The following is a 24,722-nucleotide window of genomic DNA, read 5'->3' as shown; positions in this document are numbered from 1 at the left end:
ATGGGGAAACCAACTGGATTTATGGAATATAGTAGAGAAAAAACAAAAGAGCAACAACCACTAGAGCGCATTAAGAATTGGAAAGAATATGCTTCAAGATTAACCGATGAAGCTCTTCAAATCCAGGGTGCTAGATGTATGGATTGTGGGACACCTTTTTGTCATATGGGAATTGAGATTCGCGGTACAGCTGCAGGTTGTCCGATTAATAATGTTATCCCCGAGTGGAATGACTTAGTGTATAAAGGTAAATGGAAGGAAGCGTTAGAGCGTTTATTGCTTACAAATAACTTTCCGGAATTCACAGGACGCGTTTGCCCCGCGCCTTGTGAAGGTTCTTGTACATTAGCAATTACAGACCCTGCAGTTGCAATTAAAAGCATTGAACGAACTATTATAGATAAAGGGTTCGAAAATGGGTGGATTCAACCACGTATGCCTAAACTAAGAACTGGTAAAAAGATTGCCGTCATTGGTTCAGGACCAGCAGGACTTGCTGCAGCGGATCAATTAAACCAATTGGGGCACTCGGTTACTATTTACGAGCGAGCTGACCGAGCTGGTGGCTTACTTATGTACGGAATTCCGAATATGAAGCTAGAAAAAGATGTTGTAGAACGCAGAATTCAATTGTTAATGGAAGAAGGCATAGAGTTTGTCTTAAATACCGAAGTAGGTAAGGATATTACGGCTGGACAGTTAAAAGCCGAGTATGATGCAATCATCTTGTGTACTGGTGCAACTAAACAACGTGCGCTTCATATGGAAGGAAGCGATTCAGAAGGGGTTCATTTAGCAATGGACTATTTAACTTCAACATCTAAGAGTTTGCTAGATTCTAATTTTGCAGATGGTAAGTTTATCAATACAAAAGGTAAGGATGTCATTGTTATTGGTGGTGGTGATACTGGTGCTGACTGTGTAGCTACTGCAATTCGTCAAAATTGCAATAGCGTCGTGCAATTCGGTAAACATCCTCAGTTACCTTTCAAGCGTGCTGCCGATAATTTATGGCCAACTGATCCTCATATTTATAAATTAGATTATGCCTATGCTGAAGCGGATGAAAAGTATGGTAAAGACCCGCGAGAATATTGCATCCAAACAAAGAAAATTGTGACGGATAAAAAAGGTCATGTGAAAGAATTACACACAATTCAAATGAATAAAGTTATTAATGATGAAGGTTACGTCTATTTTGAAGAAGTACCTGGTACTGAGAAGGTGTGGCCTGTACGACATGTTTTCGTTGCAATCGGCTTTGAAGGCGTGGAACACGCTTTGCCAGAACAATTTGGTGTTAAAGTAACGAATAACAAAATTGCTTCAATCGGGAAAGGATACGCTACTAATGTAAATGGTGTATTTACAGCAGGTGATGCACGTAAAGGTCAAAGTTTAATCGTATGGGCGATTAAAGAAGGTCGGGGTGTAGCGGAAAGTGTTAATGCATATTTAACGAAATACGCTGTTACTTAATAATAGAGTGTCTAAAAAGCCTGTTACACAGGCTTTTTTTTATGCGGAAAATAGAGTTGTATCGTAAAAAATAGTCAGTATACAATAATATTGGTCGAAAGAATATGTTTAAAAATATATAAATTCACAGAAGAATAAGGTTATCACTATAATGGGAGTGAAATCGATTCTCAATTAGAGTATCTGTATTGAAAATGAATTGATTTTTTACAAATAGCAAAGAATTGCTAGAATACTTGATATAAAGCTAGTGAACATCTACTGTTTAAAAGGGAAGTGAGAATAATTTTCAAAAGGTTTGCAAGCCACTTCTTTTTAAGTTAAGATTAGAATGATATTAAATTAGAAATGGGAAACCATTCATTGAACTTTAAATGGAGGTAATGAAATGTCAACATTAGTAATCACAGATCTTCATGTCGAAATTGACGGAAAAGAGATTTTAAAGGGTGTAAATCTAACACTTAATACAAACGAAATCCATGCAATCATGGGTCCAAACGGTACGGGTAAATCTACTTTAGCATCTGCTATTATGGGTCACCCAAAATATGAAGTAACTTCAGGTTCAATCATGCTAGATGGTGAAGACGTACTTGAAATGGAAGTAGACGAACGTGCAAAAGCGGGTCTTTTCCTTGGTATGCAATACCCATCAGAAATTTCAGGTGTAACAAACGCTGACTTCTTACGTTCTGCTATTAACGCACGTCGTGAAGAGGGTGACGAAATTTCACTGATGAAATTTATCCGTGAATTAGATAAAAAAATGGAATTCCTTGAAATGGATTTAGATATGGCTCAACGCTACTTAAATGAAGGTTTCTCTGGCGGTGAGAAAAAACGTAACGAAATTCTACAATTAATGATGATCAAACCAAAATTCGCTATTTTAGATGAAATTGACTCTGGTCTTGATATCGATGCATTAAAAGTTGTTTCTAAAGGAATCAACGAAATGCGCGGCGAAGGCTTCGGCTGCTTAATGATCACTCACTACCAACGTCTACTTAACTACATCACTCCAGATAAAGTACATGTTATGATGCAAGGTAAAGTTGTAAAATCTGGTGGAGCTGAATTAGCTCATAAACTTGAAGCTGAAGGTTATGACTGGATTAAACAAGAATTAGGTATTGAAGACGAAGAAACTGCTGAACAAGAAGCATAAGAAGGAGGACGAGCAGAATGACGGTTGAAACAAAATTGGCGGTAACCGCTCAAGACGTACGCTCCTTCTCTGAAGCGAACAATGAACCAAGCTGGTTAACTGAGCTTCGTGAAAGTGCACTAGCGAACGTAGAAACGCTACCATTGCCAAAACCAGATAAAACGAATATTACAAAATGGAATTTCACAGAATTCCCAGCACATGTTGTAGAAAGTACAACATATGCATCATTAGATGAACTTCCAAAAGAAGTGAAGTCAATTGTAGATGTTGAAAACCAACATAACATCTATATCCAACACAATAATACACCTGCATACTTGGAGCTTTCAGAAGAGCTAAAAGCACAAGGTGTTATTATGACTGATATTATCACTGCAAGTCGCGAACATAGTGACCTAGTGAAAAAATATTATATGACAGAAGGCGTAAAAGCTGATGCCCACAAACTATCTGCATTACATGCTGCATTAGTAAACGGTGGTGTCTTCGTTTATGTTCCAAAAAACGTCATCATTGAAGAACCTCTTCAAGTTGTGTTCTTACATGACAATGCAGAAGCTTCATTATTCAATCATGTATTAATTGTTGCTGAAGCAAACAGTTCAGTTACATATGTAGAAAATTATCTTTCTACTGTTGACGAAGCAACTGGACAAGCAAACATTATTGCAGAAGTTATCGTAAATGATAATGCTAAAGTAATTTTTGGAGCTGTAGATGTACTTGCAAAAGGTTTAACGACGTATGTTAACCGCCGCGGTATTTTACACCGTGATGCAACTATTGAATGGGCTGCAGGTTTAATGAATGACTGTGATACAATCTCTGAAAATATTTCGCATTTAATTGGTGACGGTTCAAATGCTGATAGTAAATCAGTAGTTGTTGGTCGCGGAAATCAAAGTCAAAACTTCACAACTGAAGTTCGTCATTGGGGTAAAGCATCTACTGGTTACATCCTTACACACGGTGTTATGAAAGATGCTTCTCGTGCTATTTTCAATGGCATTGGCAAAATCGAACACGGTGCTACTAAAGCAGATGCTGTTCAAGAATCACGTGTGTTAATGTTTAGCGAAGATGCTCGTGGTGACGCTAACCCGATTCTATTAATCGAAGAAGACGATGTAACTGCTGGACACGCAGCTTCTGTTGGACGCGTTGACCCAATTCAACTGTATTATTTAATGAGTCGCGGTATTGCGAAAGAAGAAGCTGAACGTTTAGTTATTCACGGATTCCTTGCGCCAGTTGTAAATAAATTGCCTATCGAGGGTGTTAAAAAGCAACTGACGGAGGTTATCGAAAGGAAAGTTCGCTAATGATCAAAGATGACATTCGAAGCTATTTCCCGATATTAAATCAAGAGATTAACGGGCATCCGCTTGTTTATCTTGATAGTGCTGCAACTTCTCAAAAGCCAATTCAAGTAATTGAAGCTATCAAAAATTATTACGAATTTGAAAATTCAAATGTACACCGTGGTGTTCACACACTTGGGAACAGAGCAACAGATTCTTATGAAGGTGCTCGTGAAAAAATTCGTAAATTTATCAAGGCAAACTCAACTGAAGAAATCATCTTCACAAGAGGGACTACAACTGCATTAAATATAGTTGCACAAAGTTATGGTCGTACGCATGTAGGTGAAGGCGATGAAATCGTCATCACTTATATGGAACACCATTCTAACTTAATCCCTTGGCAACAACTTGCGAAGGAAAAAGGCGCGACATTAAAATATATCGATTTAGAGTCAGACGGTACTTTATCATTAGATAAAGTGCGTGAAACAATTACTGACAAAACAAAAATTGTCTCAATGGCATATGCCTCAAATGTCTTAGGTACGATCAACCCAATCAAAGAAATTACTGCGATTGCTCATGAATATGGAGCTGTAATGGTCGTTGATGGGGCACAAGGTGTACCGCATTTTAAAACAGATGTGCAAGATTTAGATTGTGATTTCTTAGCATTCTCTGGGCACAAAATGTGCGGGCCAACTGGTATTGGTGTATTATATGGTAAAAAAGCGCTTCTCGAAAACATGGAGCCGGTTGAATTTGGTGGCGAAATGATCGATTTTGTAGGTCTTCATGAATCTACATGGAAGGAGCTACCTTGGAAATTTGAAGGTGGTACTCCAATCATTGCTGGAGCTATTGGATTAGGTGCAGCTATTGATTTCCTTCAAGAAATCGGCATGGACACGATTGAAAAACACGAACATGATTTATCGCGTTATGCTATTGACCATATGCAAACAATTAAAGGTTTATCAATTTATGGGCCACAAGATCCTGCAAAACGTTCAGGTCTTGTAACATTTAATTTAGATGATGTACATCCACATGATGTAGCAACTGTTCTAGATATGAACGGTATTGCTGTACGTGCTGGACATCATTGTGCACAGCCTCTGATGAAATGGTTACAATGTACTGCAACTGCACGTGCTAGCTTCTATATTTATAACAATGAGGAAGATATTGACCGTCTTGTTGCAGGGTTGCGCACTGCGAAGGAGTATTTTGCTGATGTCTTTGAATAATTTAGATCAACTTTACCGCTCAGTTATTATGGATCACTATAAAAAGCCAAGAAACAAAGGGGCTCTTGAAGGTAGTAATGTCACTATCGATATGAACAACCCTACTTGTGGCGACCGTATCCGTTTAACTTTACAAGTAAATAATGGCATCGTAGAAGATGCTAAATTTGATGGAGAAGGTTGTTCCATCTCAATGTCCTCTGCATCCATGATGACTCAAACAGTCAAAGGGAAGACAGTTGAGGAAGCTCAAAACCTAGCGCATATTTTCTCTGACATGATGCTTGGAAAAGACTATGACGATTCCATCGATTTAGGTGATGTAGAAGCACTTTCAGGTGTTTCGAAATTCCCAGCTCGTATTAAATGTGCAACTTTAGCTTGGAAAGCAATGGAAAAAGGCGTGCAAAACGAATCTGAAAATAAATAAATTATTGAACTCTGAACGGAGGAGAAACGATGGCTAAAAAAATGCCTGAAATTGGCGATTACAAGTATGGATTCCATGACAAGGACGTATCTATTTTCCGTTCAAAACGTGGATTAACTGCTGATATCGTTAAAGAAATTTCTAAAATGAAAAACGAGCCTCAATGGATGTTAGATTTCCGTCTAAAATCACTTGAGATTTTCTATGAAAAACCAATGCCTCAATGGGGTGGGGATCTATCTGAGTTAAACTTCGATGAGATTACCTATTATGTAAAACCTTCAGAAGCAACTCAAAAATCTTGGGATGAAGTACCTGCAGAAATCAAAGAAACATTTGATAAGCTTGGTATCCCTGAAGCAGAACAAAAATACCTTGCGGGTGTTTCTGCACAATATGAATCTGAAGTTGTTTACCATAACATGAAGGAAGAACTTGAAGATATGGGCGTTGTGTTTAAAGACACAGACTCAGCACTTCGTGAAAACGAAGAACTTTTCAAAGAGTACTTCGGTAAAACAATTCCACCACAAGACAACAAATTCTCTGCATTGAACTCAGCAGTATGGTCTGGTGGTTCGTTCATCTATGTACCAAAAGGTGTGAAACTTGAAACACCTCTACAAGCGTACTTCCGTATTAACTCTGAAAACATGGGTCAATTCGAACGTACATTGATTATTGTTGATGAAGGTGCAAGTGTACACTATGTTGAAGGTTGTACAGCTCCAGTTTATACAACAAGCTCTCTACACAGTGCTGTTGTAGAAATCATCATCAAAAAAGACGCATATTGCCGTTATACAACGATTCAAAACTGGGCTAACAATGTTTATAACCTAGTGACGAAACGAGCTGTATGTGATGCTAATGCTACAATGGAATGGATTGATGGCAACATCGGTTCTAAATTAACAATGAAATACCCAGCATGTGTCCTTAAAGGTGAAGGTGCTCGTGGTATGACATTATCAATTGCCATTGCAGGTCGTGGACAAAACCAAGATACTGGTGCGAAAATGATTCACTTAGCACCAAACACTTCTTCAACAATCGTATCAAAATCTATTTCTAAACATGGTGGTAACGTAACATATCGCGGTATTGTTCGCTTTGGTAAAAAAGCAATAAACGCTCGCGCGAATATCGAATGTGATACATTAATCATGGATAACGAATCGACTTCTGATACAATTCCATACAATGAAGTAATGAATGATCAAATCTCTTTAGAGCATGAAGCAAAAGTTTCAAAAGTATCTGAAGAGCAATTGTTCTACTTAATGAGCCGTGGTGTTTCTGAGCAAGAAGCTACAGAAATGATAGTAATGGGCTTCATCGAGCCATTCACTAAGGAACTTCCAATGGAATATGCAGTAGAAATGAATAGACTTATCAAATTCGAAATGGAAGGCTCTATCGGTTAATCAGAGCTAACTTTTAAGCTTCGGTAACTCAATTTGGATTTCCAAATTGATGCCGAAGCTTTTTTTTATACAATTAGAGTGATTATTACATAAGAAGGTAAGTGTGAATCTGTTCTAACACAGCAGAATGTTATGCTATCATAAACTAAACGTCTGTTAATGAGGGGATATGAGATGATACATATTGGTTTAACTGGATGGGGAGATCATCCAGATCTATATAGTCCGTTGTCTACAGCGCGTGATAAGTTATTTGATTACAGCGGACACTTTCCAGTTGTTGAAGTAGATACGTCATTTTATTCCATTCCGTCTGAGTCTAATGTGCAGAAGTGGATTGCAGAAGTACCAGATCATTTTCAATTTGTTGTAAAAGCTTATCAAGGGATGACAGGTCATTTGAGGCAGGTTAATCCTTATGAAACTAGAGAAGATATGTTTGAGGCATTTAAAGACGCGATTACACCTTTTCAACAAGTAGGCAAGCTTGCGATGATATTAGTACAGTTCCCACCGTGGTTTGACTGCCAATCAAAAAATGTTACTTATATTCGCTATGTGAAGCAACAATTAAAGAATTTTCCTATTGCAATTGAATTTCGAAATCGCACTTGGTATAGCGAAAAATTCATGGACGGTACATTGAATTTCTTACGTCAAGAGGGTTTAATACATACAGTTTGTGATGAGCCACAGGCAGGAGAAGGGTCAGTTCCACTAATACCAAAAGCGACAAATGAACGTGTCCTTGTTCGTATTCACGGTCGTAATGTGTATGGTTGGCGTAACCCCGGAAATAATGATGAATGGCGAAAAATTCGTTTTTTGTATAACTATAATGAAGAAGAATTAAAGGAATTACAAAAACATATTGTATCGTTACAACAGCAGGCAAAAGAGGTGTTTGTGTTGTTTAATAATAACTCAGGAAATGATGCAGCTAAAAATGCAAAACAACTGAAAAAAATGCTGGGCGTACAATATGAAGGTTTATCTCCAAAACAATTAGATTTTTTTGAAGGAGAGTCGTAATGGAATATTTTTTAATTGCTGTAATTGGGTTATGTTCTGGTCTAGTTGGAGCTTTAGTAGGTCTAGGTGGGGGTGTGATATTAGTACCCGCAACACTATTCGTAGGGCTCACACTCGGTTTAATCCCGGATATAACACCACAAAAAGTAGTAGGTCTATCTGTAGTTATGATGATTTTCACTGGATTAGCATCTACATTGTCATATATGAAATCGAAAACAATTGACTATAAAAGTGGCGTAATTTTCTTTGCTGGGAGTGTACCTGGGACGATTTTTGGTGCTTGGGTGAATAAAGGATTAGATTTGCCATCATTTAATTTATATTTTGGCATTTTATTAATTATATTAGCGACAATCTTAATTGTGAAAGATAAATTGAAACCAGTTAAATGGTTTGTAGAAAATGGGCAGAAGAGAACTTTTGTCGACCAAGAAGGTAAAAGTTTTGTTTATGGCTATCCAATTTGGTTTGCATTGTTATTAACTTTTGCAATTGGCTTTGCTTCAGGGTTATTTGGAATTGGTGGAGGATCAATGATTGTTCCTGCAATGATATTATTATTCTTATTCCCTCCCCATGTGGCTGTGGCGACATCCATGTTCATGGTGTTTTTATCGTCTATCGTCAACTCTGCTAGCCATATTTATTTAGGGAATGTTCCGTGGTTGTATACGATTCCTGTCATTCCAGGGGCTTATATAGGGGCGAAATTTGGAGCAGCACTAAATAAGCGTATTAAATCAGATACATTAGTGCTCTTTTTACGAATAATTTTATTACTTCTTGGAATTCGTTCAATCATAGCAGGACTAATCTGAATGTGAAGAGGGGATATTATGTTAGAAACAATCCATTTTTATCATACAAATGATGTCCATAGCCATTTTGAACATTGGCCTCGTACGCACAAATTTCTTGTGACACGAAAGAAGTGGCATATAGATGCAGGTGATAGTTGCTTTGTTCTTGATATAGGGGACTTTATGGATCGTTCGAATGTTTATACTGAGGCGACGTTGGGCAAAGGGAATGTGGAATTATTAAATGAAGCAAATTATGATGCCGTAACGATTGGTAATAATGAAGGTATTACTTTATCGAATAGCGAATTGAATACATTATATAAAGATGCCAAATTCGATGTCTTAGTAGCTAATTTGCACGATAATGATGGTGACATGCCTCATTGGGCAAAGCCATATAAGATTTATAATACAACAGCTGGTATAAAAGTAGGGATAATTGCAGCTACAGCACCTTTTTATTTATTTTATGGGCAACTTGAATGGCAAGTATTAGAGCCACTTACAGTATTGAAAAAACAAGTAGATGAGCTACGTGATCAAGTGGATGTGCTTGTTTGTATGTCGCATCTAGGTTTGTCTGACGATACGTTGTTAGCAGAACAGTGCACTGAAATCGATGTTATTTTCGGAGCACATACGCATCATATTTTGCATGAAGGTAAAATAGTAAATGATGTGATGTTAACTGGTGGAGGGAAATTTGGCTTATTTGTAGGGCATACAGAAATACTATTTGATACGGATCTAAAAAAAGTTGTGAAGAAAAAAACGATGCTTCATAGAACTATAGATCTTGCTGCTGTAGACAGGGAGAAAGAGATAGTAGTAGGTCTTGAACGACGAGGGCGTGAACTACTTGATGTACCTGTATTTTATACAGACCGGTATTATAATAAGGAATGGTACCATCATTCAAATCTATCAAAACTATTTGCCAAAGCGTTATTACAATTTTCAAATGCTGATTGTGCTTTGTTTAATGCAGGAATTTTCTTAAATGGACTTCCAAAAGGTAGAGTGACAGCTAATGATATTCACAGTATGCTTCCACACCCAATCAACGCTTGTGTAATTGAGCTTACTGGTGAGCGTTTAAAAGAAGTTTATATGGAAGCGCAAAATGTAGACTGGCCAAGAAGAGAAGTGAAGGGCTTAGGGTTTAGAGGTGTAGTGATGGGTAAGATGCTAAACTATCAATTTGAAGTGGATGATATGGGGCAGTTAGTAATAGATGGACGTACAGCGGATTTGAAAAAAAGTTACAAGCTTGTGACTTTAGATATGTATACTTTTGGTTATTTCTTTCCCGATTTCAAAAATACACCAAAAACATACTTGTTACCTCAATTTTTACGTGATATTCTAATTCTGTATGGACTTGAATTTTTCAAAGGGGAAAATTCAGAAAGACCTGATTAAAGTTTTATATGAGTCAATATATAGAGAATAGATTATGTTTATGAATGGGGAAATAGTATGAGGCTGATTTCAACTAAAGTGTTGCAACCTGGAATGGTGATCGGGAGAACAATTTGGAATGAGGCTGGAAGACCTTTACTACATGAAGGGGTCGTAGCATCAAATCAAATAGCCGACCGACTTTTACAATTAAATGTTCAATATGTATATATAAACGATGAAATTTCTCATGATATTAATATAGTTGAAGCTGTGCCTTTGCACATAAGGCGAAAAGCTGTTGATAAAATAACAGATTCCTTCAAAATGTTAAAAAATCAAAATAATGTAGATTTAACCTATTGTTTAGATCAACAGTCCAAACATTTTGGATGTATTATAGAGCAGTTACTTGAAAGTATCATAAATAGCGAAGAAATGATTACAGTTTTGAGTGATGCATTTATATATGATGAATATATCTATCAACACTCATTACAAGTGGCAATCTATTCGATTGCGATTGCTAGAGAGATGAAATATACATCAGATGAAATACGCCAAATTGGGATTGGTGCCATGTTACATGACGTTGGTAAGATGCTAATCCCACTTGAGATTTTAAATAAGCCTGGGCGCTTAACAAATGAAGAATACGATACAATGAAACTTCATGCAAAGTATGGCTTTGACTTATTAAGAAACTTACATACTATTTCTTTATTATCAGCACATTGTGCATTCCAACATCACGAAAGACTTGATGGTAGCGGGTATCCACGCGGATTGATTGATTTTGAAATCCACCCATATGCTAAAATTATTGCTGTCGCCGATGTATTTGATGCAGTGACATCTAATCGCGTATATCGAAAGAAAATGTTGCCATCACATGGGATGGAAATAATTAAGCAAGGTATCGGTACATTATACGATGAGAAGGTTGTAAAAGCATTTCAAAAATGCATCGCCATATATCCGAATGGAACTGTGGTTTTACTATCTGATGGTCGACGAGGAATTGTCTCAAAACAAAATCATAAATATACAGATAAACCTTGGGTTCGCATTTTTGAAAAGGATGGTGAAATATTGCCAGCAACATATGAATGTTGTTTGGAAGATGAACCGGCTGCTTACATCCATCAGGTTGAGGTGGAATACCTCGTACATAATGAATAAATATTACCCCTTAGTCATAGCCTATGATTAGGGGGAATTTTTTTGCGTTTACCAAAACAAAGACGTAGATTGTTAGTGCAAAAACGACAAAAACGCTCTCGATTATTACCACTTTTTATCTTAAGCTTTTTGGGGATGATTGCTCTCTTATTTTACCTAGTGAATGTAAGACTGATGCCGATATATTTACGATATGCAGAGGTCCAAACGAATCGAATAGCATCTGAAGTTATTAGTAAGGCTATTAACTCTAGAACTGCAAATGTTCTTGATGTCAATGATATAATAGAAGAAGTACCAGGCGAAGATACTAAAATGACAAAGTTTAATTCAGAAATTATTAATCGTGTTATGGCGGAAACGTATACGCTAGTACAAGACCATCTTGAAGATGCAGAATCAGGAAATTTAAGTAAATTGCCGAAATTCGATGATATTGAATATGATGCCAATGCAATGCAAGAAGATGGTGGCGTTGTCTTTTTTGTTCCAATTGGGCAGGCAACTAACTTGCCTTTGTTAGGGAATTTAGGGCCTAAAATCCCTATTCGTTTTCATGTTATAGGCAAAATAAATACAAATGTAGAAACGGAAATTGAGGAATTTGGTATTAATAATGCACTCGTGAAAGTACAAATTCACTTATCCATAAATGTTCAAGTCATCGTTCCATTTGCTAGTAAATCAACCACTGTAGAGCAAAGAATACCAGTTGCTATTGGTATGCTTAAGGGTACAGTGCCTAATATCTATACAACAGGTGGAGGAACGCAACCATCAGTCGAGGTACCAATTAAAATGAACTAAAAGGTATTTAATTTCCTTTTTTATTTTATTTAAATTAATATTTACTTAGTTCACGGTATAGTAAAATATTTTGACAATATTAGTAATCGAAGGTTGTTTGAAACTATTTATTATGTTACATTGACAAAAGTACTACAATATATAAATAAGCCTTATGATGGGAGACGAATCTTCAATGACATCATGTAAACCAACTAAAGAAGAACATATAAGAAAACCAGATTGGCTAAAAATCAAACTAAATACTAATGACGACTATAAAGGCCTAAAGAAACTGATGAGAGAAAAGAACTTACATACAGTTTGTGAGGAAGCCAGATGCCCAAATATTCATGAATGCTGGGGTGAAAGACGTACAGCGACATTTATGATATTAGGAGCTGTATGTACACGCGCATGTCGCTTCTGTGCAGTAAAAACAGGTCTTCCAAATGAATTAGATACAGCAGAACCAGAACGCGTAGCAGATTCAGTTGAAATTATGAACTTAAAGCATGTCGTTGTAACTGCAGTAGCACGTGATGACTTAAAAGACGGAGGAGCAGAAGTTTTTGCAGAAACTGTTCGTGCAATTCGTCGAAAAAACCCATTCACATCAATTGAGGTATTACCTTCAGATATGGGTGGAATTGAAGGAAATTTACGTATATTAATGGATACGAAACCGGATATTTTAAACCATAATATCGAGACAGTAAAACGCTTAACACCAAGAGTTCGCGCTCGAGCTAAATACGATCGCTCATTAGAGTTTTTACGTCGTGCAAAAGAAATGCAACCTGAAATTCCAACAAAATCATCATTAATGGTGGGACTTGGAGAAACAGAAGAAGAAATTATTGAAGTAATGGACGATTTACGCGCAAATAATGTAGATATAATGACGATCGGTCAATATTTACAACCTTCGAAAAAACATTTACCGGTGAAAAAATATTACTCACCATTAGAATTCGGTAAACTGCGCAAAATTGCAATGAGTAAAGGATTCTCTCATTGTGAAGCTGGTCCACTTGTGCGTAGTAGTTATCATGCCGATGAACAAGTAAATGCCGCAGCGAAACAAAAACAACTGCTAGGCGAAGAAAAAAGCGCTATCACGAATAACTAACGGATGGTGGTAACATGGTCATTGCAGAACGAATGGCGTATGATGTATTAACAGATTATCGTGAGGGTTTCCAAGAAGAAGCTTTTCTTGAACGATTTAGCGATATTTTAACAAAGTATGACTATATTGTTGGTGATTGGGGCTATGGCCAATTACGTTTAAAAGGCTTTTTTGATGACAAAAATCAAAAGGCTTCTTTCGATACGAAAATAAGTACATTACAGGATTATTTATACGAATATTGTAATTTTGGATGTGCTTATTTTGTACTAAAGAAAACCGGTAAAGCGCCGATTCCTGTAAAAGAAGCAGTGCTTGAAGAGGCAGAATCTGAAACAGTAGATGAGCCTGAGATCATTATCACTGAAACAATTCAAGAAGAACAAAAAAACATCGATTCCGTGCTATAAAAGCCGGAATCGATGTTTTTTAGTATTTTTTTGATTTGAAGTGGTTAAGTTAGAGTTATGAGGTAAGGGGTGTTATCTAGCTTCAGGCGCTAACGGCTCGAGGTGACGAGCGCCATCAGCATTAGGGTTTATCCAGCTTCAGCGGCCAGCCCCTCGAGGTCACTTCAGACCCTCAGTCAAAGGCAAAAAGCGCCTTTGATTCAGGCCTTCCAGTGCTAGTCGGGGGCCAACAGGATGATGGTCAGGTAGCCGTTGCCACAGGACGTGGCGAACTTAGGCTATCTTCCACTAAACGAGCGCCATCAGCATTAAGGTTTATCCAGCTTCAGCGGCCAGCCCCTCAAGGTCACTTCAGACCCTCGGTCAAAGGCAAAAAGCGCCTTTGATTCAGGCCTTCCAGTGCTAGTCGGGGCTAAACGGGCCGCTTCAGCATTTAAGTTACCCAATTAATTCATGTAGGTATTCTCGTAGTTCTTGTGCTTCGTCTTCGGGACGGTTGTATACTTGTTCTAAGTATCCTGGCTCTTCTAGGTCGTCTGAGCCGAGAATGGCAAAGCGGCCGAGTTGCATATCTAAAACGAGCACTTTTCCAAAAAAGCGTCCGCTTTGTAAAATAGCTAAATCATAGCGTTGCGATTCGCCTGTGAAGCTAACAAAACGAGTCTTTGTATCTTCGACATCGTCGTATAAGAAAAATCTTTCCATTGCGTGTGCAACTCCTTCCGATTCTAAAGATATGGTACTATAGAAAGGAGTAGACTATCAACTTTTATAATTTGAATGGAGGAAGTACTGTGTATTTCGTTGATCGTAAAAAAATAATAAAAAATCTTGAATATATGAATTCATTAATAGTGGTTTTTGAAGGCCAAAAAGACTGGTTATCAGATGATATCCGTAAATTAGCTTTGGAGCGTATTGCGAATACATTAATCGAAGCAATAATTGATGTGGGTAACTCCATGATTGATGGTTTTATTATGCGTGATCCTGGAAGTTATGAAGATATAATTGATATTTTAGTCGATGAAAAAGTCATTACAGCTGAAATGGATCAACCATTAAAAGAGTTAATTGGCTTACGACGAGCGCTTGTGCGTGATATTTTAGATGTAAATGATGAAGAGTTAGTAGTTGTATTAAATAATAATATGGATGCCATTAAAGCTTTTGCACCAAAAGTAGAGCATTATTTAGTGAATGAGCTAGGTCCAGTATCTGCATTCATTCCAGAGGTACAAAAATGAAAGCGTACAAAGCCTATTGTTTCGATTTAGATGGGACTGTGTATAAGGGGACTGAGCCTATTCCTTCTGCTGTAGCTTTTATACATGCATTACAAAAGAAAGGAGTAGAGCCTTTCTATATCACTAATAATGCACGTATGACGCAGAAACAAGTACAGCAGAAACTACTGAAAATGGGTATATGTGTACCTGAAGCGCATATTTTAACTTCAGCTATCGCAACTGCAAAATATATCAGCAATCATTATCCAAATGCAACAGTGCAAATGATAGGTGGAGATGGCTTAAGAGAAGCTCTACTTGCTGAAAATATAACGTTCACTTCTGAACAACCGGATGTGTTAGTGCAAGGTATTGATCTGGAATTAAATTATTCTAAAATAGAAAATGCTTGCTATGCTATACAAAATGGAGCAGATTTTGTAGCGACAAATGGTGATATTAAATTTCCAAGTGAAAAAGGTTTTGCACCAGGAAATGGATCGATTGCGGAGCTAATTCATAATGTGACAGGTGTGGAACCTACGTATATTGGAAAACCACATCCTCATATGCTAGCGATTTTACAGCAATTGAATGGCTTTGAAAAAGAGGATATGCTTATGATTGGTGATAATTATGATACGGATATATTAGCTGGTATCCGCTTTGGTATAGATACATTACACGTGAATACTGGAGTAACACCTACTGAATCTGTATTGAAAAAGGATATCCAACCCACTTACAGCATTGATAGTTTACTCGATTGGCAATTGTAAAAATAAAGTCGCAAACTATGTAGTTAATTCACATAGTTTGCGACTTTTTTGGTTAAAATAAAGGATTCTCTTCAATAAATTGATAGATTTTTTTTGTTAATTCTTCCGGCGTTTCAGCTTCAACCATTTCGCCGTTTACTAGAGCATATAAAGAATCGGAGCATCTCGTACAATAGCTTAAGCAGCCATATTCTAAAACATCTATATTTGGATCCATTTCTAGCACTTCAAATGTATCTTGGGAGCCATTTGCTAAATTACTAACACAAAACTCAACAAGCGGATTCATGTGCGCTTCACCTCACTACTCGAAATGCTACTATTTTTTTTTTCATTCGTCAATTTTCGGGTCTATATTGTGAAACTTCTCACAATCGTATATACTCTTAGTGGACAGTTTTGAAATGAATCGATATGTAATATTGTAAGAAGAAGGAGATTACTATGAGAAAATTAGTCTTATTAGGCGGTGGCTACGGTAATATGCGTATTCTTTTGCGTTTATTACCAAACAATTTACCAGAAGATGTACAAATCACTCTAGTAGACCGTGCGCCATTCCATAGCTTGAAAACCGATTTTTATGCTTTAGCTGCAGGTACAACACCTGAGAAACATATTCGTGTAAGTTTCCCTGAAAATGAGCGGTTATCGATCGTTTATGGTGAAATTGAAAAAATTGATACAGTTAACAAAGCTGTACTATTAGAAGGTGGCAATAGCGTAGCGTATGATGATTTAGTTATTGGTCTAGGTTGTGAAGATAAATATCACGGTGTACCTGGTGCGGATGAATTTTCGTACAGCATCCAAACAATGGCTAAATCACGTGAAGCTTATAACGCTCTTTGTGGCCTTCCATCTGGTTCTGTCGTAGGAATCGTAGGTGCAGGATTAAGTGGAATTGAATTAGCAAGTGAATTACGAGAAAGTCGAGCGGATCTTAAAATTAAATTATTTGATCGTGGCTCTCGTATTCTAAAAGATTTCCCAGAACGTTTAAGTAATTATGTTAAAAAGTGGTTCGATAATAATGATGTTGAAGTTATTGCGAACTCGAATATTACAAAAGTAGAACAACACATGCTACATAATCATGAAGAACAAATTCCGGTAGATGCAGTTGTTTGGACGGCGGGTATTCAACCAGTTAAGGTAGTCCGTGACTTAGGTCTAGAATCTGATCGAACTGGTCGAGTAGTAATAACTCAATATATGAATATACCAAATGATGAACATGTCTATGTGGTTGGAGATTGTGCAGCCTCACAATTTGGTCCAAGTGCACAGTTAGCTGAAGAGCAAGCGGAACATATTGTTCGTATATTAAAATTGCGTTGGAAAAATGAAGCTCTTCCGGAGAAAATGCCAGAAATTAAGCTAAAGGGCTTTATGGGTTCTCTAGGAAAGAAACAAGGTTTCGTCTATTTAGCAGATAAGACTGTAACAGGTCGTATTGCTCGCTTGATGAAATCAGGCTTGTTGTGGATGTACAAACGTCAAAACGGTTAAAAAAAGCTGTCTCACGTACAATGATAAAACATTATACAGTGAGACAGCTTTTTATTATATTTATTTATCGATCGGTTCAAAGCCTAATTTCTCAAGCTCCTTAAATACAGGCTTTAACTGAATGTAGCCCTCACCAATAATTTCATTATTAATTAATACTAATGGATAGAAAAACTCATCATCTCTTACTCGTTCTGCCCATTGATTATGGCGTACATCTTCAATTGGATTTTCTATATCAATATATGTGATTTTATAAGGTTGTTCCGGATATTTACGATCAATAGCAGCTTGTAGCCACTCATAAGTATCCTTTGAAGACGGTGCATTAACACAGCTTGCACACATGACACTAGCCCCGTATATTTCGATTGCAATTGTCTGTTCTGTCACTTACAATTCCTCCTCTCGTTTACAATACTATAATTTTCCCATATGTACTTACATATAAATATAAAGATAAACGGTAAGATTGTCACTTACAATATTAAACTATTAAAGATCATCTATTATAAAAACATTGAAATCAATCAATAGATTAGATGATATAAATAGTTTAATACATTATATATAATACAACTTTAAAAGGTGAGGGGTAGAATAGCATTTTGAGAGTGGACATTAATTAAAATATTGTTATACCATTATTTGAGCATTTTAATTACTTTCCTTTGTGTTCGTCTGATATTATAATAATTATAAGGAAAGGAGTCGATTGAATATGCAAGAACAAGTACAAGAAGTTTTAGATAAATTACGCCCATTCCTTCTTCGTGATGGAGGAGACTGTGAATTAGTTGATATAGAAGATGGTATCGTAAAATTACGTTTACTAGGCGCATGCGGAAGCTGCCCAAGTTCTACAATCACTTTAAAAGCAGGGATTGAACGCGCGTTATTAGAAGAAGTACCAGGTGTTATTGAGGTAGAACAAGTATTCTAAGCAACAACCGTATAAAGTTAAAAAAGAGCCCCCTTTTAAAGGCTCTTTTTTTCTTATAAATAAGTGTAAATAACAAAAGGTAGCATTAAATTTCGGTACGTTCAGCCATTTCCTTTTCATGTCTCATTGTTTGCCATTGTTCCTTGGCCATTTCAATGATTTTCGTTTCATTTGAAGTACGTTGTTTTTCTATAACACGAGAGAAGTAGCGAATGGCCTCTTCTCGTTCTCCTAATCTTCTTGATAATTCGGCTATTAAGTAGATAACACGAACTTCCGACATGGAAGTACCGTTATGATCGCCATTGGAGAATGCATCTATATATTGATTACGTGCAATAAGCATAAATCGGTTTTCTTGCTCTTTGTTTTCTAGCGTACGGTATAGCCAAGCTGTTCTTAATGCAAGTCCCGCTAATGTAATATGTTTTTCTTTTTTTATATTTCCACAAACAAGTGCTAATTTATATACTTGAAGTGCATCTTCTATTGTTCGTTCTTTTTTAAATGAATGTTTTTCCCAATGCAAGCTGATTTTTTTATCAATCTCTTCTGATATGCCTGGTCCAAAATACTTTGTAAAGTCTTCTGTGAAAGAAAACCCACAGTGCTCACATACAAATGCATTATATAATAGAGGGTTAACATCATTTTCGTATAACGGATGAAAATCACTTTCATTATCACTGACCTTAATAAATTTTGAGCGCACTTTAATTGTATTAAATTTTTTTTTACAATGAATGCAGTCTATTTGTTTCTCGTAATAAGGTGAAATTTCCATAATGTAGTCCTCGTTTCCTATGAATATATATAGATCGATTATACCAGATAAAAAGTCTTTAGATGTGTCGATTTTTCGAGTATGAGATGTTTTACTCCAACATAAATTATTGATATGATAGAAATATGAAAGAAGGTGACACAGATGACGCAAGTAATTGAAATTACTGAAGCTGCTGCTATCCATGTAAAAGAAATGATGCAGCACAATGAAGAAGAAGGCTCTTTTTTACGCATTGCTGTAAAAGGTGGCGGCTGTAGTGGTCTGTCATACGGTATGGGGTTTGAAAATGAAAAAGCAGAAAACGATTTAATACAAGAAGTACATGGTTTACAAATTCTTGTTTCCAGTGAAGATACACCAATCTTAAAAGGAACTAAAATCGATTATAAAGAATCACTAATGGGTGGCGGATTTACAATTGATAATCCAAATGCTATCGCTTCATGTGGTTGTGGGACTTCGTTTAGAACAGCCAAAACAGAAGGTACTCCTGAAAGCTGTTAATTAAAAAACTATATAAAAAAACCTTCTCATTTCAAAAAAATGAGGAGGTTTTTATTTATTCGTGGATACTTTATTTTTTTAAGGGAATAAATAAACTATTAGTTAGCATCAAACTAGTTGCGTATGATAAATTGACAAAAATTAATAAATAATATTAAAAGGAATAAAAAATAAAAAAACAACCCTGAAATAGTAACTTTATTCGCTCGTTTTTTCAAGAATACTCTATTGAAATCAGATAACAAAAGGTCTAATATAGTATGTAGGTATTTTGTCGAAAAATAGACACACTGATGGTGGAGATGAAGTATGTAAAATACTTCTTTTTTATTGGTCAGAGAATATAAAATTTAAAGGTGGTTTCGATTCTAGTGAATAGACCGAAAATATTAATATTGGGTGCAGGATATGGTGGCTTAACAACAGCTGTTAACTTGCAAAAGAAAATTGGTTCTAACGTAGCCGATATTACAATTGTGAACAAAAACTCATACCACTATGAGTCAACTTGGTTACACGAAGCTTCAGCAGGAACTCTATCTCCTGAGAAAGTACGTTATGACATTCAAAGTGTGTTAAATAACAAAGTTAACTTTGTTCAAGCAGCTGTTGAATCTATTGACGCTACAAATAAAAAAGTAATTACTGATGCAGGTGAAATGTCTTACGATTACCTAGTAGTAGGTCTTGGTTTCGAAGGTGAAACTTTCGGTATCGAAGGTTTAGATAAATTTGCATTCGGTATTTCTGATGTAAACGAAGCTCGTAAACTTCGCGATCATATTAACTCTCAATTCGCTGAGTGGGCATCACAAGCTCCTGCTGAAAAAGATGATACGTTATTAACAATCGTTGTTGGTGGCGCAGGGTTTACAGGTATCGAATTCCTTGGTGAATTAGCTAACCGTATTCCAGAGCTTTGCAAAGAATACGATGCACCTCAAGAGAAAGTACGCGTTATCTGTGTAGAAGCAGCTCCAACTGTATTACCTATGTTCTCTCGTGAATTAGTAGAATACGCTGTAGGTTACCTAACTAAAAAAGGTATCGAATTCTCAATCGGTACTCCAGTAGTTCAAGCTACTCCAGAAGGCGTTAAAATTAAAAAAGGTGAAGAAGAATTCGAATTCATCAAAGCTGGTACTGTAGTATGGGCTGCTGGTGTTCGTGGTTCACGCATTGTTGAAGAATCAGATATTCCATCAAAACGTGCTCGCGTTGCAGTTGATAAAGACTTACGTGTTCCTGGATTCCCAGAATTATTCATCGTTGGTGACTGTGCATTCTTAATGAACGAAGAAGCTGGTCGTCCTTACCCAACAACAGCTCAAATCGCTATGCAACAAGCAATTACAGTTGCTGAAAACCTGATTGCTCTAATCGAAGGCAAAGACACGAAAGAATTCGTACCAGCACTTAAAGGTACTGTATGTTCTCTTGGTGATTCTGACGCAATCGGTGAAGTATTCGGTAAAGAAATCACTGGTAAACCGGCTTCATTCATGAAAAAAGTAATCGATAACCGTGCACTTTACATGGTTGGTGGCGCTGGCTTAGTTCTTAAAAAAGGTAAATTCAACGTACTATAATTGTACCTTACACACTCCCTTCAGTTATTATAACTGTAGGGAGTTTTTTATTGGGAGGTAATGTCATTGAATAAACAAGACCGTTTGAAAGTTTGGTTAGGTGTATCAGGTTTAGTAGAGAATAATAATGGTGAATGGCTTGTAGTGATGAAGCGCTATGGTGGTCTTGATGGTAAATGGTCATTACCTGCGGGGTTTGTACAGCCAGCTGAAACTGCAGATCAAGCTGTAATTAGAGAAATAAAAGAAGAAACTGGGATTGATGCTACCACTCTAGGTTTAATTGGTTTGCGGACAGGCGTACTAAAAAATGATATAAGTGATAATATGGCCGTTTTTCATTTAATAGCGAACGATCCTTTACAGCCAGTTGTTGCACAATTAGATGAATTATATGAAGCACGTTGGATGTCTCCATTAGCTTTAAAAGAGGACGAGCGTACGTCGATAATGATACTAGAGTTATTAAAAACAGAAATAAGTGCTCGAAAAAGTGCTTTAGATAATTTAGAGCCAGATAATATATTTGGTTATACCTCATATAAATTGTTTTTCTAGTAATATTTGAATTATGACAAAGCTTTGAAATAAATTACTAGTCGTTGAAAGCATTGTTTCAATCATGTACACTTATGAGAGGAAAAATGGAGGTTTCGAATATATGGCTGGTTCATTTTCAATTGTACAATTGGTATTATCAATGATATTATTCCTCGTTATGTTCTTTGGTATCGGGTTCTTAATCAATATGTTACTCCGTGCTACTTGGTTCATGGCGATTGTCTACCCGATAGTTGTCATCTTCATTGTTGATGAAGTGGGTTTTTTCGATTATTTCTTTAAGCCAGGAACTGCATTCCCGGCATTAGGGGATAAACTAGTATCATTACAAATAGTTGATATTCTTATTCTAGCAAGTGGGCTTGCAGGCGCTATTATTGCAGGCTTAGTAATGAAAGCACTACGAAGAAATGGCTATCGTATGTTCTAACTTGAACGATCGATCGGCAAAAAAAAGCAGTGTCACGATTTTAAATCGGACACTGCTTTTTTACATTTTAAAAGATTGTATAGACGATAACTGAAATGAGTATACCAGTTAAACTTCCAAAGAATACTTCGCTTGGTCTATGCCCTAAAAGTGTTTTTAGTTCTTGCATTTTTTCTTCTTCTTTTTTATTATTCCAGCCTTTTGCTTCATTAACAAAAACTTGGAAATCTTTGCGTAGTTGATTTATAATGATTGCTTGTTGTCCTGCTTGATAACGTATACCCGTTGCATCAAACATAACGATAATAGCAAATACCGTGGAAGCAGCAAACAAAGGTGAATCCAAACCACTTTCAAAGCCAATAGCTGTTGTAAGGGCTGATACAGCCGCAGAATGTGAGCTTGGCATGCCACCAGTAGACGTGAAAAGTGACCAATCAATCTTCTTAGTTGCAATGAAATGAATAGGGATTTTAACAAATTGTGCAAAGATAATTGCAAAAATTGAGGAGAGCAGGGGAATATTGTGAAGCAGCTCCACTAAATCAGCACCTTTCTAGCCGAAAATAAGTTAGTAATACTATAACATAGGACAGAACATTGAAAAAACTCTAAAGAAATTCGGAATCCGAACATTTCGTTTAATGTAATATTTTTGATATAATAGAATTGATCATATAGGAATGGAGGATTCAGATGAACATCAATAAAGAAGGTCAAACATTTCAATCGGCACAAGCAGAAATATTGATTGTCGGTGTATCTAAAAATCAAGAGCAGTTAGTAGGATGGTTAGATTTCGTAGAAGTCTTTGGCAATCCTATTACAGAATGGATTAAAGAGGGAGACATTGCTACAGGTCTAAAAAAATTAACGAAAATCCCAAGCTTTATACCATCAACTCAAGTGAAGCGCATACTATTTGTTGGACTGGGAGACCGTAAAACGCTAAGCACAGATGAATTGCGTGAATCATTCGGCTTAGTTGGAAAGGAACTACATAAACTAAATTCTAAAACAGTTGCATTATGGGTAGATTCATTTGTAACCGCTGACATTGACTCGACAGAAGTAGCCATTATTGCAGCTGAAGGTGCGGGTTTAGGTTATTATAACGTACAAAATTATAAAACGACATCTAATGCAATCGAAGTGAAAATAGAAGAAGTCAGCTTCATAACGACAACAGATATGCAAGAAATAGTGGCTGGTTTTGAAGTAGGGCAAGTATATGCTGAAGCTGTAAATGAAGCACGTACTTTAGTGAATTTACCAGGTAATATATTAACGGCTACAAAATTAGCAGATTATGCGGAAGAACTTGCTAAACAATATGATTTCGAATATGAAATTTTAAATAAAGCTCAAATAGAAGAGCTAGGAATGGGTGCTATTTTAGCAGTCAATAAAGGCTCAGTTGAAGAACCGCGTGTTATTACGATTAAATACCAAGCAACTGATAAATGGGAAGATGTCATTGGTCTAGTTGGTAAAGGTGTTACATTTGATACAGGTGGCTATTCTATTAAAACTAAAACAGGAATAGTTGGTATGAAAGGCGATATGGGTGGAGCAGCTGCTGTACTTGGCGCAATGAGAATAATTGGTGAATTACGTCCAAACAAAAATGTCATCGCTGTTATTGGTTCAACAGACAATATGATCTCAGGTGAAGCTTTTAAACCAGATGATGTTATTACAACATTTAGTGGAAAAACTGTAGAGATTTTAAATACTGATGCGGAAGGTCGTCTCGTATTAGCAGATGCAGTAACTTATGCAAAACAACAAGGTGCAAACTATATCATTGATGTGGCAACATTAACAGGCGGCGTCATTACAGCTCTTGGTTACGATAAAACAGGTGTTTTAACTAATGATGAGACATTGTTTGAGACATTCCGTGAAGCTTCTGTAGAAGCAGGAGAATTCGTATGGCAATTACCTTTAACAGAAAACGATAAGAAACGAATTCGAAAAAGTGATGTAGCAGATTTAAATAACTCTCCAGGTTCTGACGGGCATATGATTTTCGGTGGTGGCTTTGTAGGCGAGTTTGTTGGTGATATACCTTGGATTCATCTAGACATAGCTGGAACATCAGATGCTCACAGTGCACATGATTTAGGTCCTAAAGGTGGTACTGGTGTAATGGTTCGTACCATTGCAACATTTGTCGAGCGTTTAGCAGAGGAAGATAAGTAGTGAAATGGGCCAAGACCTAGCTGTACTTTACTAAGACACATAGTATAGAGCAGAAAGGAGGAGGCTTATGTTTCCATTTCGCGGCGGATTTTTCGGCGGACCGTTTTTGGGAGGCTTTCTTGGAGGCTTAGTCGGATCATCCATTAGACCACGTCAACCTTATAATCAGTTTTATGGACCAAACTACGGACCTAACTTTGGGCCTAACTTTGGACCGAACTTTGGACCGAACTTTGGACCGAGTTTTGGACCGAGCTTTGGGCCGAATTATGGACCACAATGCGGACCACCCTTTGGACCTCCATGTGGTAGACCTTACTGGTAAAATAAAAAGCTTTTGTCCCATTCGTATGGAGACAAAAGCCTTTTT

At 36.8% G+C, this 24,722-nt stretch carries 28 protein-coding genes; 23 read left to right on the top strand and 5 right to left on the bottom strand.

All coding sequences use genetic code 11. The features are described from left to right. From ACQKM9_RS15525 to ACQKM9_RS15465, 13 genes are all read left to right on the top strand, one after another. Entirely contained in the window at positions 1-1,479 is a 1,479-nt protein-coding gene (locus tag ACQKM9_RS15525) for a glutamate synthase subunit beta (protein WP_427735249.1), read from the top strand. Positions 1,480-1,867: 388 nt separating this feature from the next. Further along, positions 1,868-2,650 (top strand): Fe-S cluster assembly ATPase SufC, encoded by a 783-nt coding sequence (sufC, locus tag ACQKM9_RS15520; protein ID WP_053418641.1) that lies wholly within the window; start codon positions 1,868-1,870, stop codon positions 2,648-2,650. Between the two features lie 17 nt (positions 2,651-2,667). After that, on the top strand, positions 2,668-3,975 hold the full coding sequence (gene sufD, locus ACQKM9_RS15515; protein ID WP_427735248.1) for a Fe-S cluster assembly protein SufD: 1,308 nt from the start codon (positions 2,668-2,670) through the stop codon (positions 3,973-3,975). Next, complete coding sequence (locus tag ACQKM9_RS15510; RefSeq protein WP_427735247.1) at positions 3,975-5,207, top strand: cysteine desulfurase; 1,233 nt, start codon at positions 3,975-3,977, stop codon at positions 5,205-5,207. The genes sufD and ACQKM9_RS15510 overlap by 1 nt, the downstream gene beginning before the upstream one ends. Continuing rightward, positions 5,194-5,637 (top strand): Fe-S cluster assembly sulfur transfer protein SufU, encoded by a 444-nt coding sequence (sufU, locus tag ACQKM9_RS15505; protein WP_427735246.1) that lies wholly within the window; start codon positions 5,194-5,196, stop codon positions 5,635-5,637. The genes ACQKM9_RS15510 and sufU overlap by 14 nt, the downstream gene beginning before the upstream one ends. Positions 5,638-5,666: 29 nt before the next feature. Next, positions 5,667-7,064 carry a Fe-S cluster assembly protein SufB gene (gene sufB / locus ACQKM9_RS15500; protein WP_427735245.1) on the top strand — a complete coding sequence of 466 codons (1,398 nt, stop codon included), beginning with the start codon at positions 5,667-5,669 and terminating at the stop codon, positions 7,062-7,064. A gap of 174 nt (positions 7,065-7,238) precedes the next feature. Then, complete coding sequence (locus tag ACQKM9_RS15495) at positions 7,239-8,096, top strand: DUF72 domain-containing protein (RefSeq protein WP_427735244.1); 858 nt, start codon at positions 7,239-7,241, stop codon at positions 8,094-8,096. Beyond that, on the top strand, positions 8,096-8,917 hold the full coding sequence (locus ACQKM9_RS15490; protein WP_427735243.1) for a sulfite exporter TauE/SafE family protein: 822 nt from the start codon (positions 8,096-8,098) through the stop codon (positions 8,915-8,917). Before ACQKM9_RS15495 ends, ACQKM9_RS15490 begins: the two co-directional genes overlap by 1 nt. 18 nt (positions 8,918-8,935) lie before the next feature. Next, positions 8,936-10,324, top strand: a complete 1,389-nt coding sequence (locus tag ACQKM9_RS15485) for a bifunctional metallophosphatase/5'-nucleotidase (RefSeq protein ID WP_427735241.1) — start codon at positions 8,936-8,938, stop codon at positions 10,322-10,324. Positions 10,325-10,381: 57 nt separating this feature from the next. Further along, the gene (locus ACQKM9_RS15480; protein WP_427735240.1) at positions 10,382-11,485 is read left to right on the top strand and encodes an HD-GYP domain-containing protein; all 1,104 of its coding nucleotides are present in this window, start codon (positions 10,382-10,384) and stop codon (positions 11,483-11,485) included. Between the two features lie 42 nt (positions 11,486-11,527). After that, complete coding sequence (gene yunB / locus ACQKM9_RS15475; protein ID WP_427735239.1) at positions 11,528-12,292, top strand: sporulation protein YunB; 765 nt, start codon at positions 11,528-11,530, stop codon at positions 12,290-12,292. A gap of 175 nt (positions 12,293-12,467) precedes the next feature. Beyond that, positions 12,468-13,403, top strand: coding sequence for a lipoyl synthase (gene lipA / locus ACQKM9_RS15470; RefSeq protein ID WP_427735238.1), 936 nt, complete (start codon positions 12,468-12,470; stop codon positions 13,401-13,403). Positions 13,404-13,417: 14 nt separating this feature from the next. After that, complete coding sequence (locus ACQKM9_RS15465; RefSeq protein WP_427735237.1) at positions 13,418-13,813, top strand: YutD family protein; 396 nt, start codon at positions 13,418-13,420, stop codon at positions 13,811-13,813. A 438-nt stretch (positions 13,814-14,251) separates the two neighbouring features. On the opposite strand, the gene ACQKM9_RS15460 is transcribed toward ACQKM9_RS15465, so the two are convergent. Then, entirely contained in the window at positions 14,252-14,518 is a 267-nt protein-coding gene (locus tag ACQKM9_RS15460; protein WP_053418631.1) for a DUF3055 domain-containing protein, read from the bottom strand. A gap of 89 nt (positions 14,519-14,607) precedes the next feature. Here ACQKM9_RS15460 and ACQKM9_RS15455 point away from each other — a divergent pair, with 89 nt between their 5' ends. Together ACQKM9_RS15455 and ACQKM9_RS15450 are read left to right on the top strand one after the other, a co-directional pair. Beyond that, on the top strand, positions 14,608-15,060 hold the full coding sequence (locus ACQKM9_RS15455) for a DUF86 domain-containing protein (protein ID WP_427735236.1): 453 nt from the start codon (positions 14,608-14,610) through the stop codon (positions 15,058-15,060). Next, positions 15,057-15,821: a TIGR01457 family HAD-type hydrolase gene (locus tag ACQKM9_RS15450; RefSeq protein WP_427735235.1), complete on the top strand. Its 765-nt coding sequence runs from the start codon at positions 15,057-15,059 to the stop codon at positions 15,819-15,821. Before ACQKM9_RS15455 ends, ACQKM9_RS15450 begins: the two co-directional genes overlap by 4 nt. A gap of 52 nt (positions 15,822-15,873) precedes the next feature. On the opposite strand, the gene ACQKM9_RS15445 is transcribed toward ACQKM9_RS15450, so the two are convergent. Continuing rightward, the gene (locus tag ACQKM9_RS15445) at positions 15,874-16,110 is read right to left on the bottom strand and encodes a YuzB family protein (protein WP_427735234.1); all 237 of its coding nucleotides are present in this window, start codon (positions 16,108-16,110) and stop codon (positions 15,874-15,876) included. 155 nt (positions 16,111-16,265) lie between these two features. Here ACQKM9_RS15445 and ACQKM9_RS15440 point away from each other — a divergent pair, with 155 nt between their 5' ends. Continuing rightward, positions 16,266-17,333, top strand: coding sequence for an NAD(P)/FAD-dependent oxidoreductase (locus ACQKM9_RS15440; protein WP_038188575.1), 1,068 nt, complete (start codon positions 16,266-16,268; stop codon positions 17,331-17,333). Between the two features lie 60 nt (positions 17,334-17,393). On the opposite strand, the gene ACQKM9_RS15435 is transcribed toward ACQKM9_RS15440, so the two are convergent. Further along, positions 17,394-17,726, bottom strand: coding sequence for a YuzD family protein (locus tag ACQKM9_RS15435; RefSeq protein ID WP_427735233.1), 333 nt, complete (start codon positions 17,724-17,726; stop codon positions 17,394-17,396). 328 nt (positions 17,727-18,054) lie between these two features. On the opposite strand from ACQKM9_RS15435, the gene ACQKM9_RS15430 reads away from it, so the two are divergent. Continuing rightward, on the top strand, positions 18,055-18,276 hold the full coding sequence (locus tag ACQKM9_RS15430; protein ID WP_038188571.1) for a NifU family protein: 222 nt from the start codon (positions 18,055-18,057) through the stop codon (positions 18,274-18,276). A gap of 85 nt (positions 18,277-18,361) precedes the next feature. On the opposite strand, the gene ACQKM9_RS15425 is transcribed toward ACQKM9_RS15430, so the two are convergent. Then, positions 18,362-19,060, bottom strand: coding sequence for a DUF2225 domain-containing protein (locus tag ACQKM9_RS15425; protein ID WP_427735232.1), 699 nt, complete (start codon positions 19,058-19,060; stop codon positions 18,362-18,364). Positions 19,061-19,204: 144 nt separating this feature from the next. Here ACQKM9_RS15425 and ACQKM9_RS15420 point away from each other — a divergent pair, with 144 nt between their 5' ends. From ACQKM9_RS15420 to ACQKM9_RS15405, 4 genes are all read left to right on the top strand, one after another. Further along, positions 19,205-19,567: a HesB/IscA family protein gene (locus tag ACQKM9_RS15420; protein ID WP_427735231.1), complete on the top strand. Its 363-nt coding sequence runs from the start codon at positions 19,205-19,207 to the stop codon at positions 19,565-19,567. A 371-nt stretch (positions 19,568-19,938) separates the two neighbouring features. Further along, positions 19,939-21,156, top strand: a complete 1,218-nt coding sequence (locus tag ACQKM9_RS15415) for an NAD(P)/FAD-dependent oxidoreductase (RefSeq protein ID WP_427735230.1) — start codon at positions 19,939-19,941, stop codon at positions 21,154-21,156. Positions 21,157-21,216: 60 nt separating this feature from the next. Continuing rightward, positions 21,217-21,714, top strand: coding sequence for an NUDIX domain-containing protein (locus ACQKM9_RS15410; protein ID WP_427735229.1), 498 nt, complete (start codon positions 21,217-21,219; stop codon positions 21,712-21,714). A gap of 103 nt (positions 21,715-21,817) precedes the next feature. Then, positions 21,818-22,147 (top strand): YuiB family protein, encoded by a 330-nt coding sequence (locus tag ACQKM9_RS15405; RefSeq protein WP_427735228.1) that lies wholly within the window; start codon positions 21,818-21,820, stop codon positions 22,145-22,147. Between the two features lie 67 nt (positions 22,148-22,214). Here ACQKM9_RS15405 and ACQKM9_RS15400 read toward each other — a convergent pair whose 3' ends face one another. Further along, positions 22,215-22,688: a divergent PAP2 family protein gene (locus ACQKM9_RS15400; RefSeq protein WP_427735227.1), complete on the bottom strand. Its 474-nt coding sequence runs from the start codon at positions 22,686-22,688 to the stop codon at positions 22,215-22,217. Between the two features lie 155 nt (positions 22,689-22,843). Here ACQKM9_RS15400 and ACQKM9_RS15395 point away from each other — a divergent pair, with 155 nt between their 5' ends. After that, complete coding sequence (locus ACQKM9_RS15395; RefSeq protein ID WP_427735226.1) at positions 22,844-24,352, top strand: leucyl aminopeptidase; 1,509 nt, start codon at positions 22,844-22,846, stop codon at positions 24,350-24,352. Positions 24,353-24,419: 67 nt separating this feature from the next. Continuing rightward, positions 24,420-24,677, top strand: coding sequence for a penicillin-binding protein (locus ACQKM9_RS15390; RefSeq protein WP_427735225.1), 258 nt, complete (start codon positions 24,420-24,422; stop codon positions 24,675-24,677). Positions 24,678-24,722: the final 45 nt, after the last annotated feature.

The organism is Viridibacillus sp. NPDC093762 (assembly GCF_050279675.1).
In the GTDB taxonomy this organism is placed as follows: domain Bacteria; phylum Bacillota; class Bacilli; order Bacillales_A; family Planococcaceae; genus Viridibacillus.
This window is presented reverse-complemented; position numbering and strand designations above follow the sequence as displayed.